The sequence below is a fragment of the Streptomyces sp. NPDC097129 genome, from assembly GCF_055668065.1.
Map to the genome: position 1 here is coordinate 91676 of NZ_JBVOQE010000002.1, position 13526 is coordinate 105201.

Below are 13526 nucleotides of genomic sequence, written 5' to 3' on the forward strand. Positions count from 1 at the left end.
GTGTCGCCGTACAGCGCCGCCCAGAGGGGGGATCCGTCATGCCGGTCCGCGTCGAACGACGAGATCACGTCACCACGGTCGTCCTGTCCCGCCCCGAGGTGCGCAACGCCGTGGACGGGCCGACGGCCGCGGAACTGGCCGCCGCGTTCCGGGCCTTCGAGGCGGACGACGAGGCACGGGTGGCGGTGCTGTGGGGGGAGGGCGGCACGTTCTGCGCGGGCGCGGACCTGAAGGCGATGGGCGGGGAGCGTGGCAACCGGGTCTCCGAGGACGGAGACGGGCCGATGGGGCCGACCCGGATGCGGCTGTCCAAGCCGGTGATCGCCGCCGTCGCGGGGCACGCGGTGGCCGGCGGGCTGGAGCTGGCGCTGTGGTGCGATCTGCGGGTCGCCGAGGAGGACGCGGTGTTCGGCGTCTTCTGCCGCCGCTGGGGAGTGCCGCTGATCGACGGCGGCACGGTACGGCTGCCCCGGCTGATCGGCACCGGCCGCGCGCTGGACATGATCCTCACCGGCCGCCCGGTACCGGCTCGGGAGGCGTACGAGATCGGGCTGGCCACCCGTGTGGTCCCCACCGGCACCGCACGCGCCGCCGCCGAGGAACTGGCCGCCGTCCTGGCGCGCCTCCCGCAGGACTGTCTGCGCTCCGACCGCGCGGCGGTCCTGGACCAGGAGGGGCTGGACGAACGACAGGCGCTGCGCGTCGAACTCGCCCACGGGACAGGCGTGTTGCAGGAGGCGACGCGGGGCGCCGGCCGCTTCGCGTCGGGTGCGGGGCGGCACGGGTCGTTCGACGGCTGACCCGGCCCTCGGTACGGCACAGCCCTCGGTACGGCACAGCAGGGCCGCCCATGGGCTTGGCGCGCGCCCGTGTGCCTCCGCTTCCGGCTGCCGCCACCGGGCTGCGCTTCACAGAACTCCCGCTGCCGCGTGACCGGGTGTGGCTGCCCCGCACCGGACCGATGGTCACCGCGCGCGGTAGCCGCCGTCCACCCGGATGGCGGTGATGCCGCTGATGTACCGGCCGCCGCAGCGGTCCTGGGGCAGGACGAGCTGGGGTCCGGCCCGGTCCAGCGGCGCGCCGTCCGCCGCCACCGCGAGCAGGACCGGGGCCCGTCCGAAGTCCGGGTCGATCTCCGCCCAGGACAGGACGACGTGGTGGCCGTCGGTGCCGGTGAGGGCGATCAGGAAACGCAGCCGGTCCTTGCGGCGGGCCGGGTCGAACCCGGGACCGGCGGCGGACAGCACGTCGTGGAGCAGCGGGCCCTCGAACGTGTGGTCCTGCGTCCCGCTGGTGGCGCATTCGAAGCTGACCCGCGCCGCGTGCAGGGGCCAGGCGAGCAGATCGGACACGGTGATCCGCGCCGGACGCGCGAGATCCCCGGTCAACGCGACCTCGGCGACCGGTCCGGCCGCCGCGACGTCCGGTTCCGTCATGGATGGGCTCACGGAGTACCACCTCCCGGGGGACCGTACCCGTACGCCGGACGGAGGGAAACGCAGATGCCATCCAAACCGGCCGACTGGCGGCGCTTGTGCGATGGTACAAGTATGCCGAACGGCGCATGTGCGTCAGGGGTACCGGTGTTCCCCAGCGCCGGGGCCAGACGCCCTGGACGGGCACGGAAAGGGCGGTCAGGGGCCGTCGGAAGCGAACCGCGGCTGCTCTCCGCGTCCCCGCCCGGTGTCGAACTGCTGTCCCGGATACGGCAGGATGAGCGCTCGCGCCGCGCTCTGACGCCCCGTCGGGCGCGTGCGGCGCGCATCCCCGACACAAGCAGTTCGAGCAGGTGACAACGTGACGAGACCTCACATCCCGCCGTCGGCCGTGGACGACCGTCTTCCCGGAGGCGGCCGGTGAACCGCGCGCCGACCCTGGACGACCTGGTGCTGGCCGGCATCGCCCTGGCGGCGGGCCTGCTGGCGGCCTTCTTCTCCCGCACCCTGCTGCGCTGGCTGGCCAAGCACGCCAAGCGGACGAAGTGGAGCGGCGACGACGTCGTCGTGGACGCCCTGCGCACGGTGGTGCCCTGGGCGGCCGTCGCGGGCGGCGCCGCCGCGGCGGCGGCCGTGCTGCCGCTGACCCGGGCGGTGCAGCGGACCGTCAACCAGTCCCTGACCGTGTGGCTGATCTTCGTCGTGACCCTGTCGGCGGCCCGCGTCGTCGCCGGGCTGGTCCGCGCGGTGACCCAGTCGCGCTCCGGTGTCGCCGGGTCGGCGACGATCTTCGTGAACATCACCCGGGTGCTGGTCCTGGCGATCGGCTTCCTGGTGGTGCTGCAGACCCTCGGCGTCTCGATCGCGCCCCTGCTCACCGCCCTGGGCGTGGGCGGTCTGGCCGTCGCGCTGGCGTTGCAGGACACGCTCGCGAACCTCTTCGCCGGCGTCCACATCCTCGCCTCCAAGACCGTGCAGGTGGGCGACTACATCCGGCTGAGCAGCGGGGAGGAGGGCTACGTCGAGGACATCAACTGGCGGCAGACGACCGTGCGGGCGCTGTCCAACAACCTCGTCGTCATCCCGAACGGCCAGCTGGCCAAGACCAACATGACCAACTTCTCCCGGCCCGAGCAGGACCTGACGATCCTGGTGCAGGTCGGGGTGGCGTACGACAGCGACCTGGACCATGTGGAGCGGGTGACCAACGAGGTGATCGCCGAGGTGATGACCGGCGTCGCCGGGGCGCTGCCGGACCACGAGCCGACGATCCGCTTCCACACCTTCGGCGACTCGCGGATCGGCTTCACGGTGATCCTGGGCGTCGGGGAGTTCAGCGACCAGTACCGGATCAAGCACGAGTTCATCAAGCGCCTGCACAAGCGCTACCGCGCGGAGGGCATCCACATCCCGGCCCCGGCCCGCACGGTCACCCTCCAGCAGGGCCAGGCGACGATCCCGCACCAGCGCATCTCCGAGGACGCGCGGTCGGGTTCCCTCCCCGGGCAGTAGCCGCACCCCGAAGGGGCGCGGGGAACCGCGCGACCAGCCACGACGCACCCGCAGGCGCCAGACGACCGCCTCCGACCTCCCCGGATTGCGCACGGCCCCCCGAGGAGCGCTTACGCTCGGAAGCGGAATGACCTCCCCCACCAATCCCCACCACATCGACCGGCGGCTGGAAGCCCTCGCGCGCCAGCCGTTCCGGTCGAAGTTCCGGCTGCGCGGCCGCGACCGGGCCACCGCCGAGCTGAAGGGCCCGGCGACGATCCGCCGGCACGCCCACGACCTGATCGCGAAGCGGCTCGCGCCGGCCGAGCCGTACAAGGACGGCAAGCAGACGCCCTACCGCGGCCACCCGGTGTTCGTCGCCCAGCACGCGACCGCGACCTGCTGCCGCAGCTGCCTCCAGCGCTGGCACGGCATCCCCAAGGGCCGCGAGCTGACCCCCGTCGAGCGTGAGTACGTGGTGGAGGTGATCTGCCGCTGGATCGCGCGCGAGATGACCGGCGGTACCGGCCCGGACACGGTCCGCCGCGACTGAGCCGCCCGGCGGCCACGCGGCCGGGCGCGGACCGGGCCGCGGCGTGATTTCCGGCCAGGACCCTTGTCGAGCCGGACCGCATCACGAGATATCTTGATGTCGAGCAATGTTGCAGACGTGGAGCGGAGCACCCGGTGACTGACTCGACCATCATCTATACGCACACTGACGAGGCCCCGGCCCTGGCGACGTATTCCTTCCTGCCGGTGGTCCAGGCGTACGCCTCGCAGGCCGGTGTCGATGTGAAGACCCGCGACATCTCGCTGGCCGGGCGCATCATCGCCGTGTTCCCGGAGTACCTCACCGAGGACCAGCGCATCCCGGACGCGCTGACCGAGCTGGGCGAGCTGGCCAAGACGCCGGCCGCGAACATCATCAAGCTGCCGAACATCTCGGCGTCCATCCCGCAGCTCAAGGCCGCGATCGCCGAGCTGCAGGGGCAGGGCTACGCGCTGCCGAACTACCCGGACGAGCCGAAGACCGACGAGGAGCGCGAGATCCGCGCCCGCTACGACAAGATCAAGGGTTCCGCCGTGAACCCGGTCCTGCGTGAGGGCAACTCCGACCGCCGCGCCCCCGCCTCCGTGAAGAACTACGCCAAGACCCACCCGCACCGCATGGGCGCCTGGTCCTCCGAGTCCAAGACCGACGTGGCGACCATGGGCGAGAACGACTTCCGCTCCACCGAGAAGTCCGTGGTCGTCGAGCAGGACGGCACGCTGAGGATCGAGCTGGTGGCCGCCGACGGCACCACCACGGTGCTGCGCGAGTCCGTACCGGTCCTCGCCGGCGAGGTCGTCGACGCGTCCGTGCTGCGCGTCGCCGAGCTGCGCGAGTTCCTCGCCGCGCAGGTCGCCCGCGCCAAGGCGGAGGGTGTGCTGTTCTCCGTGCACCTGAAGGCCACGATGATGAAGGTCTCCGACCCGATCATCTTCGGTCACGTGGTGCGCACCTTCTTCCCTAAGACGTTCGAGAAGTACGGCGAGAAGCTCGCCGCCGCCGGCCTGACCCCGAACGACGGTCTGGGCGGCATCCTCAAGGGCCTGGACGCCCTGCCCGAGGGCGACGAGATCAAGGCGTCCTTCGAGGCCGAGCTGGCCGAGGGCCCGGAGCTGGCCATGGTCGACTCCGACAAGGGCATCACCAACCTGCACGTCCCCTCCGACGTGATCATCGACGCGTCGATGCCGGCGATGATCCGCACGTCCGGCCACATGTGGGGCGCCGACGGCCAGGAGCACGACGCCCTCGCCGTCATCCCGGACTCCTCCTACGCCGGCGTGTACCAGGCCGTCATCGAGGACTGCAAGGCCAACGGCGCGTTCGACCCGTCCACCATGGGCTCGGTGCCGAACGTCGGCCTGATGGCGCAGAAGGCGGAGGAGTACGGCTCCCACGACAAGACCTTCGAGATCGCGGCCGCCGGCACGGTCCGCCTCGTCGACGCCTCCGGTGCCGTCCTGATCGAGCAGAGCGTCGAGGCCGGCGACATCTTCCGCGCCTGCCAGACCAAGGACGCGCCGATCAAGGACTGGGTGAAGCTGGCCGTCACCCGCGCCCGCGCAACCGGCGACCCGGCCGTGTTCTGGCTGGACGAGGAGCGCGCCCACGACGCCAACCTGATCGCCAAGGTCAAGCAGTACCTGCCGGAGCACGACACCGAGGGCCTGGACATCCGCATCCTGTCCCCCGTCGAGGCCACCAAGCTGTCGGTGGAGCGCATCCGCCGCGGCGAGAACACCATCTCGGTGACCGGCAACGTCCTGCGTGACTACCTGACCGACCTGTTCCCGATCCTGGAGCTGGGCACCAGCGCCAAGATGCTGTCGGTCGTCCCGCTGATGGCGGGCGGCGGCCTGTTCGAGACCGGCGCCGGCGGCTCCGCGCCCAAGCACGTGCAGCAGCTGGTCAAGGAGAACTACCTGCGCTGGGACTCCCTCGGTGAGTTCTTCGCGCTCGTCCCGTCCTTCGAGCAGTTCGCCGAGGCCACCGGCAACACGCGGGCCAAGGTCCTCGCCGACACCCTCGACCGGGCCACGGCGACCTTCCTCAACGAGGACAAGTCCCCGACCCGTCGTGTCGGCGGCATCGACAACCGCGGCAGCCACTTCTACCTGTCCCTGTACTGGGCGCAGGAGCTGGCGCAGCAGAGCGACGACACCGAGCTGGCCAAGGCCTTCCAGCCGCTCGCGGAGACGCTGGCCGCGAACGAGCAGAAGATCGTCGAAGAGCTGAACGCCGTCCAGGGCAAGCCGGTCGACATCGGCGGCTACTACCAGCCCGACCCGGCCAAGGCCGCCGCGGTCATGCGCCCGTCGGCCACCTGGAACGAGGCCCTGGCGTCCCTGACCTGACACCGGCGCCCCACCGCCCCAACCGCCCCCGCCCCGCCCGCACACCACGCGGCCGGGGCGGAGGTGCGTACGGGCGCGGACGCGCTGCCGGGATGCTTTCCGGGGCAGGGATGCGCTGCCGGAGGCGTCTGCGGGGCAGATGCCCTGCCAGCGCCTACCCCCACGGAGCCCCGAACGGTCCGATCCGGTCCGGCCCGGTCCGGTCACTGAAGCCGATGGGCTACGAGACATGAGCGCACCCCACCCCTGTGGGCGCCCACCGGTGCGGGCGCCCACCGGTGCGGGCGCCCACCGGTGCGGGAACGCCCGGCGGGACAAGGTCCCCCCTGGGGCGAGCCCGAGCCCGCGGTCGGCCGCCGCCGAGCGGGCGCCCATCGGTGCAGGGACGCCCGCACAGCTCCCTGCGGCCCGCATGAGGACACGTCGGCGCACCGGCAGCGGGCCCGGCGGCGGGCCCGAGCACGTGCCGGCCCCCGGGGAAGCCAGCGTCCGCCGACGCGAGGACGCCCACGCCGCCGCCCGGCGGGGCAACGCCCCCTGGGGGCACGAGCACCCGCCGACTCCGCCGAGCAGGCACCTACCCGGCGGAAGGACACCCGCGCCGCCCCCTGCGGACCCCGTGAGGACACATGGGCGCGCCAGCGGCGGGAGGCCGGGCGTTCGCGGGCACGAGCGCACGCCGGCCCCCGGGGAAACCGGCGTCCGCCGACGCAAGGGGCCCACACCGCCGCCCGGCGGGGCAACGCCCCCTGGGGGCACGAGCACCCGCCGACTCCGCCGAGCAGGCGCCTACCCGGCGGAGGGGCACCCGCGCCCCCTGCGGACCCCCGTGAGGCCACATGAGCGCGCCAGCGGCAGGAGGCCGGGCGTTCGCGGACACGAGCGCGCAGGCCGGCCCCCGAGGAAGCCACCGTCGCCGACGCAAGGACGCCCACGCCGCCGCCCAGCTGGGGCGACACCCCCTGGAGGCACGAGCCCACACCGACTCCGCCGAGCAGGCACCTACCCGGCGGAGGGACACCCGCGCCACCCCCTGCGGACCCCCGTGAGGACACATGGGCGCGCCAGCGGCGGGAGCCGGGCGTTCGCGGGTACGAGCGCGTGCCGGCCTCCGCCGAGCCGGCGTTCGCCGGGGCGCGGGCACCCGCGCCGACCCGGCGGGTGCCCGTGAGGACACGTCGGCGCGCCGGCGGCCGGTAGGCCGGGCTCGAGGGCACGAGGACTCGCGCCTCCGCTGCGGGGCGGCGTAGGCGTGCCGTTTCCCTGCAGGGCTCCTTGGCGGTGTGCGATGTGGCACCTTGATCATGCACCCTGCCACCGACGACGTCCCCGGAGCCGCCCCATGACCCCAGTCGAGCCGTCCTTCGAGCTGCTGCCCGGAGCGGCCGCGTCGCCCGTGCTTCTGCATGTGCCGCACTCCGCGCGGGAGATACCCGGCGACGTACGCACCGGCATCGTGCTCGACGACGCCGCGCTCGCGCGGGAGCTGGACCACATCACCGACGCGCACACCGCCGAGATCGCCGAAGCGGCGGCCCGGCTGGCCGGCGTCACGCCGTGGCGGTTCGTCAACCGGATGTCGCGGCTGGTCGTGGATCCGGAGCGGTTCCCGGACGAGCGGGAGGAGATGACGGCCGTCGGCATGGGCGCCGTGTACACGCGGACCACGCACCGGGAGGTGCTGCGGCCCGACGGGCACGACCCCGAGCCGCTGCTGGAGCGGTACTTCCGGCCCTACGCGCAGGCCATGACGGAGGCCGTCGCGCAGCGGCTCGACGCCGTCGGGCGGGTCGTGATCGTCGACGTGCACTCGTATCCGACCGCTCCGCTGCCCTACGAGCTGCACGGCACCGGCGTGCGCCCGCCGGTGTGCCTGGGCACGGACGCCTTCCACACCCCGCCCGCCCTGCTGAAGGCGGCGCGCGAGGCGTTCGCCGGGTGCGGGGAGACGGGCCTGGACAGCCCGTTCAGCGGGACGTACGTGCCGTTGGACTTCTACGGCCGTGAACCGCGGGTCAGCGCGCTGATGGTGGAGATCCGCCGGGACACCTACATGAGCGAGCCGGGCGGACCCTCCGGGCCGGGCCTCGGCAAGCTCGCCGGCGCCCTGGCCCGTCTCGTGGACGCCGTCTCCGGCTGATCCGCGGCACGTTCCCGGTCAGGCCCGCAGCCACTCCGTGACGACCACGTCCCCGCCGGTCCGCAGCCGCAGTGCGAACGGCCCGGCGGGCGGCGCGGCGGCGGTGAAGCGGCCCATCGTGTCGGCCGTCAGCGCGGCGCCGGCGTGCGGTCCGGTCAGCACCTCCACGCTCGCCTGCTGCGGCGGCAGCACCTGCCCGTACAGCCCCTCGGCGCCCACCTCCACGTCGACCGTCAGCTCCCCCGCCTGGAAGGTCAGCATCCGCGGTGCGTCCGTCGCCCCGCGCACCGGCAGCGCGTCGGTCAGGGAGTCGAAGGTCAGCTCCGCGATCCGCGCGTCGAGGTCGTGCAGGGCGTAGGCCTCCACGGCGATCGCGCTCAGCGCGGCCGGCAGCGGGTCCAGCACGTCCGCGGCCGCGCGCAACTCCCCTTCCAGCCGGTCCAGTTCCTCTCCCTCGACCGGCCCCACACCGTCGCCCACCGGCCCGAAGCCGTCGTCGTCGTTCACCGTCCCGAAGCCGTCGTCGTCACCCACCGGCCGGAGGCCGAAGCCGTCGTTGTCGTTCACCGCACCCCCCGTGCGTCCAGTCGCGCCCGCAGCCGGCGCAGGCAGCGCTGGCGCAGCGGGCCGATGCTGCCCACGGCGATGCCGAGCGCCGCGGACACCTCCTGATAGCTGGGCGGCGGCGAGGCCATCAGCACCCGCAGCAGCCCCTGGCACCGCTCCCCCATCGCCCCCAGCTCCCGCCGCAGCCGACGGATGCGCTCGCTCTCGGCGGCGGCCTCCTCCGCCTGCAGCAGCGACTGCTCGGGCGTGTCCTCCTCGCTGGCTCGGTCCAGCAGGTGCGGATCGTCGGTCAGGGTGAGCCGTTGCAGACTCCTGATCACCTTCAGCGACTCGTGCCGCGCGGTGCTGGCCAGCCAGGCTCCCGCCTTGTCGGGCTCGCGCAGCCGCCCCAGGTGCTGGGCGAAGCGGAACCACACGGTCTGGTAGACCTCGTGCGCGTCGGCGTCCGAGAGCCGGTGCGCGCGCACCACGGACCAGACCAGCGGGCTGAGCCCTTCCACCAGCGCTTTCCAGGCCGCGCCGTCACCGTCGACGGCGGACCGGACCAGCGTGCCGACCTCTGCACGGTCCACGACTGCCCCACCCCTCGTGTACGGCACGTCATGGTACGCCGTACAGGTGGCCGCCCCGGCCGTCATGAGCCCGGGGCGGGCGCCGGGCGCCAGGTGGGCGGCCGCAGCGCGGGCACGTGCGCCCCGCGAACCTCGGCGAACTCTCGGTTGGCGGCGAGCAGTTGGGTCCGTGCGGTGCGCGGGTCGGTCTCCTTGCGGGCGTTCATGTGCGCGGCGACGAGCCCGGCGGCGACCGGGGTGGCGAAGGAGGTGCCGCTCCAGTGCGCGAGCCCCTCGAACATCACCTGGTCCGGCTTGGCGCCGGCGTCCCCGTCCTCGCTGAGCAGCCCGGTGTGGCCGGGCGTGGTGCAGGTGCAGGCGTAGGTGAAGCCGTAGCGGCAGGCATCGTAGGTGGAGTGGTGGTAGACGTAGGGAACGGGTGTGGTGAAGCCGGTGAAGGTGCTGGTGAGGCGCTCGCCGGGGGCGTAGGCCCGCACCCATGGGCCGTGGTTGGTGAAGCAGGCGCCGAACTCGCCGTCGTCGCGCAGCGCGCCGACGCTGAGCACCGCGTCCTCGAAACCGGGAACGGTGGCGTAGGCGGCGGGCCAGAACGGGCCGGCGCTGGAGTTGTTGCCGGCCGCGGCCACCAGCAGGGTGCGCTGCTCGCGCAGTTCGCGCATGAAGGCGTCGACGCCGAGCAGGCCGTCGGTGCGGCCGTTGGAGGTACCGGCCGACAGGCTGAGGATGTCGGGCCAGCCGTGCCGGTCGACGGCCTCGAAGAGCTTGTCGCCGAACTCGGACTCCAGGATGGCGCCGGCGTCGTTGAGGGTGCCGAGGACGGTGATGTCGGTGCTGGGAGCGACGGCGGCGACGAGCCCGGCGATGAACGTGCCGTGGCCCATGTACTGGCGCAGCACGCCCGACTCGTCGGTCTCCCGGGGATGCAGGTCGCCCCGGGTGTGGGCGAGGAGTGGGTGGGCGCGGTAGTCGTGGCTGAGACCGTTGTCGATCACCAGCACGCCCACGGCCCGCTCCGGGTCGTAATCGCCCCCGGCGGGCGCCGGGTTGGGGCCGGTGGCGCGTCCGGCGGGCACCGGCTCGTCGCCGGGGCAGGAGTTCACCGCGATGGACACCACGTGGTTGCGGCTGACCAGGCGGCGTCCGGTGCGGTCCTCGGCCTGCCGTACGGCGCGCAGCGCGTGGCCGACGACGGGGTCGCCGGGGTGGGTGCCCCGGCCGGGGTCGGCGACCTGGACGCGGGTGATGCCGGAGCGGCCGGCCCGCGGGCCCGCGCGCCGCACAGGGGCCGGGTCCAGGCCGTCGGTGGCGGTGAAGTGCGCGCGGACGGCGTCCTCGACGAACGCGGCGTCGTCGCCGTCGCGCACGAGGACGACGCCCTTTTCGAACACGAACTCCGCGGCGTCGTCCGGGCCCAGGGCCAGGGACACGCCCGGCATGGAGCGCTGGATCTGGTCGAACTGCTCCCGGAATCGCTGTGGTGGCATGTCGCGTCCTCCCCCTCGGGGCAACCGTCGTAGGTGAGAGTCGCCGGGTCCCCGACTGATACAGAGGCACACTGGTGGGGATGTGGTTCCCGGTCCCCTACCATCCCAGGGGTGACCTCGGGAAGCGACGCCGTGTTCGACCTGCTGCCGATGGTGTTCGCCGCCCCGCACGAGGCGCTGGCGCGGGCGCGGGAGGTGCTGGAGGCGGACCCCTGCCCGGTGCGCGCCTCCGTGGCGCACCAGGTGATCGGCATCTGGGAGCGGGACTGGGGCGATCTGCGTCTGGCGCTGCGTCATCTGCGGCGCGCCCGGGACCTCGCGGCGCGGGCGGAGCTCGCCGACCGGGAGGCGGACGTGCTGGCCACGCTCGGGGTGGCCCTGGTGCACGCGGGACGCACCCGGCAGGGCCTGGCGGCGCTGGAGCGGGGCGTCGAGCGCGGCAGCGGGCACATCAGGGCGCAGGTGCTGTTCCGCCGGGCCTACGCCCGCTGGGTGCTGGGCCGGCACCGCGAGGCGCTGGAGGACGTGCGCCGGGCGATACCCGTGCTGCGGCAGGAGAACGACGTCATCTGGACGGCGCGGGCGCTGACCCTGCGGGCCACCGTGCATCTGGCGCTGGGCTCGGTGGAGCGCGCGGACGCCGACTTCACCGCAGCGGAGGCGCTGTGGGAGACGACCGGCCAGGAGCACGACAAGGCCGACGCGGTGGAGAGCCGGGGGCTGGCGGCGTTCCGCGCAGGGGACGTGCCGGTGGCGCTGCGGCTTCTGGACGAGGCGGAGCAGCGGTACGCGGCGCTGGGCACGCCCACGTTCATGCTCGACATCCGGCGCTGCGAGGTGCTGATGGCCGCCGGGCTCGCGCCGGAGGCGCTGGCGGAGGCGGACGCGGCGATCTCGGCGCTGGACGGGATCGGCGGGCAGCCGACCCGCAAGGCGGAGCTGCTGCTGGCCGCCGCGCGGGCCGCCCGTCCGGCCGGTGACCCACACACGGCGATCGCCCGGGCCGCGGCGGCGGTACGGCTGTTCGCGGCGCAGCGGCGCCCGTGGTGGGAGGCGCACGCCCGGCTGGTGCTGATCGAGGCGCGGTTCGCCGCGGGGCGGCCCTCGGGGCGACTGGTGGCGGACGCGGCGCGGGTCGCCGAGCGGCTGGCGTCGTTCGGGGCGCCGGCCGCGCCGCAGGCGTCGCTGCTGGCCGGGCGGATCGCGCTGGCGCTGGGACGGCCGCAGGACGCCGAACGGCACCTGGCGCCGGCGGCGCGCAGCCGGCACTGCGGGCCGCCGCCGGCCCGGGTCACCGGCTGGGCGGCGCAGGCGCTGCGCGCACGGGCCGCCGGGTCGAGCCGGGGCGTGCTGCAGGCGTGCCGCAGCGGGCTCGCCGTACTCGACGCCTACCGGATGACGCTCGGCGCCTCGGAGTTGCGGGCCCGCGCCACCGAGCAGGGCGCGGAGCTGGCGGCGATGGCGCAGCGGGCGAGCCTGGACTCTGGCGGGCCGCGGCGTCTGCTGGAGTGGAGCGAGCGGTGGCGGGCGACCGCGTTGAGCGCGCCGCCCACCCGGCCGCCCGCCGATCCGGCGCTGCTGAGCGACCTGACCGCGTTCCGGGAGATCGCGGCCCGTGCGGAGGAGGCCCGCGGCGAGGGCCGGCCCGTGCCGGCGCTGGAGCGCGAACAGCGGCGCCTGGAGCGGGAGATCCGCTCCCGCACCCTGCGTCTGCGGGGGGACGCGCCCGGCGGCGCCGACCGGTTCGACGTGGGGCGGCTGCTGGAGCGGCTCGGTGACGGGCGGCTCGTCGAACTCGCCGTGGTGGACGGGCGGGTGCATGCGCTGCTGGTGGGACGGGGCCGGGTGCGGCGGTTCACGGCGGGGCTGCTCGCCGAGGCGGAGGCGGAGGCGGAGCATGTGCAGGCGGGGCTGCGCCGGCTCGCGCATCCCGGCGCCGCGGCCCGGCTGCCGGTGCTGCGCGCGGCGGGGCGGCGGCTGGAGGAGCTGCTGCTCGGCGAGGCGGCCCGGCATCTCGGCTCCGGCCCGCTGGTCGTCGTACCGCCCGGGCGGCTGCATCGCGTGCCGTGGGCGGTGCTGCCGTCGCTCACGGAGCGGGTGGTGAGCGTGTCGCCGTCGGCGAGCAGCTGGCTGCGCGCCCGCGGCACCGAGCCACCGGGTGACGGCCGGCACGTCCTGGTGCGCGGGCCGGGGCTGGCCACCGGCGGCGCCGAAGTGCCGGAGCTGGCCGGGCGGTACGGCGCGCCGACGCTGCTGGAGGGCGAGCACGCGCGCGCGGCGCGGGTGCTGGCGGAACTGGACGGCGCGGCCCTCGCGCACATCGCGGCGCACGGCGCCTTCCGCGCCGACAGCCCCCTGTTCTCGTCGCTGCGGATGGCCGACGGGCCGCTCATCGTGCACGACTTCGAACGTCTCGCGCGCAGCCCGTACCGGATCATCCTGTCCTGCTGCGACACCGCCCGCTTCGCCTCCGTCGGCGCGGACGAACTGCTCGGCCTGGTCACGGCGTTGCTGCCGCTGGGCACCGCCGGGGTGGTGGCGGCGAGCGCGCCGGTCAACGACGCGGCGGTGGTGCCGCTGATGCTCGCCCTGCACAAGGGCCTCGGTGCGGGTCTGTCGCTCGCGGAGGCGCTGCGCGACGCCCGCGCCGCCGTCCCGGACGACGCGGTGCACCAGGCCACGGGCTGGGCGTTCACCGCGTTCGGCGCGGCGTGACGGGGCGCTCGGCGGACTGCTGGTCGCGCGGCGGCTCGACCAGCCGCGGCAGGGCGTCGCGGTCGCCGGTGCCGAGGCGGGTGTAGGCGCTGTAGAGGTGGTTGCCTACGGTGCGCACGGACAGGGTGAGGCGCTCGGCGATCTGCCGGTTGCTCAGGCCGGCGGCGGCGAGGGTGACGATCTGCCGTTGCCGGGCGGTGAGTTCGCCGAGCAC

Annotated in this window: 11 protein-coding genes; 6 read left to right on the forward strand and 5 right to left on the reverse strand. The window is 74.4% G+C overall.

What is annotated here, in order from left to right:
- Nucleotides 1-38 precede the first annotated feature (38 nt).
- On the forward strand, nt 39-800 hold the full coding sequence (locus AC0B9F_RS06275) for a crotonase/enoyl-CoA hydratase family protein (RefSeq protein ID WP_471999118.1): 762 nt from the start codon (nt 39-41) through the stop codon (nt 798-800).
- 165 nt (nt 801-965) lie between these two features.
- Here the strand turns inward: AC0B9F_RS06275 and AC0B9F_RS06280 are convergent, their stop codons facing one another.
- Nucleotides 966-1436 (reverse strand): molybdopterin-dependent oxidoreductase, encoded by a 471-nt coding sequence (locus AC0B9F_RS06280; protein ID WP_472000842.1) that lies wholly within the window; start codon nt 1434-1436, stop codon nt 966-968.
- A 420-nt stretch (nt 1437-1856) separates the two neighbouring features.
- Between AC0B9F_RS06280 and AC0B9F_RS06285 the strand changes: the two genes are divergently transcribed.
- From AC0B9F_RS06285 to AC0B9F_RS06300, 4 genes are all read left to right on the forward strand, one after another.
- Nucleotides 1857-2948, forward strand: coding sequence for a mechanosensitive ion channel family protein (locus tag AC0B9F_RS06285; RefSeq protein ID WP_471999119.1), 1092 nt, complete (start codon nt 1857-1859; stop codon nt 2946-2948).
- A 127-nt stretch (nt 2949-3075) separates the two neighbouring features.
- On the forward strand, nt 3076-3480 hold the full coding sequence (locus AC0B9F_RS06290; protein ID WP_471999121.1) for a DUF4186 domain-containing protein: 405 nt from the start codon (nt 3076-3078) through the stop codon (nt 3478-3480).
- 134 nt (nt 3481-3614) lie between these two features.
- A complete protein-coding gene (locus tag AC0B9F_RS06295; protein ID WP_471999123.1) occupies nt 3615-5834 on the forward strand; it encodes an NADP-dependent isocitrate dehydrogenase in 2220 nt (739 codons plus the stop codon).
- Between the two features lie 1342 nt (nt 5835-7176).
- Nucleotides 7177-7974: an N-formylglutamate amidohydrolase gene (locus tag AC0B9F_RS06300; RefSeq protein ID WP_471999124.1), complete on the forward strand. Its 798-nt coding sequence runs from the start codon at nt 7177-7179 to the stop codon at nt 7972-7974.
- An 18-nt stretch (nt 7975-7992) separates the two neighbouring features.
- Here AC0B9F_RS06300 and AC0B9F_RS06305 read toward each other — a convergent pair whose 3' ends face one another.
- From AC0B9F_RS06305 to AC0B9F_RS06315, 3 genes are all read right to left on the reverse strand, one after another.
- Nucleotides 7993-8481, reverse strand: a complete 489-nt coding sequence (locus tag AC0B9F_RS06305; protein WP_472000844.1) for a hypothetical protein — start codon at nt 8479-8481, stop codon at nt 7993-7995.
- Between the two features lie 56 nt (nt 8482-8537).
- Nucleotides 8538-9113 (reverse strand): RNA polymerase sigma factor, encoded by a 576-nt coding sequence (locus AC0B9F_RS06310; RefSeq protein WP_471999126.1) that lies wholly within the window; start codon nt 9111-9113, stop codon nt 8538-8540.
- A gap of 62 nt (nt 9114-9175) precedes the next feature.
- Complete coding sequence (locus AC0B9F_RS06315; RefSeq protein ID WP_471999127.1) at nt 9176-10597, reverse strand: S8/S53 family peptidase; 1422 nt, start codon at nt 10595-10597, stop codon at nt 9176-9178.
- 150 nt (nt 10598-10747) lie between these two features.
- On the opposite strand from AC0B9F_RS06315, the gene AC0B9F_RS06320 reads away from it, so the two are divergent.
- Nucleotides 10748-13312: a CHAT domain-containing protein gene (locus AC0B9F_RS06320; RefSeq protein ID WP_472000846.1), complete on the forward strand. Its 2565-nt coding sequence runs from the start codon at nt 10748-10750 to the stop codon at nt 13310-13312.
- On the opposite strand, the gene AC0B9F_RS06325 is transcribed toward AC0B9F_RS06320, so the two are convergent.
- Nucleotides 13290-13526, reverse strand: coding sequence for a response regulator transcription factor (locus tag AC0B9F_RS06325; protein WP_471999129.1), 237 nt, complete (start codon nt 13524-13526; stop codon nt 13290-13292). The two genes, AC0B9F_RS06320 and AC0B9F_RS06325, sit on opposite strands and share 23 nt — an antisense overlap.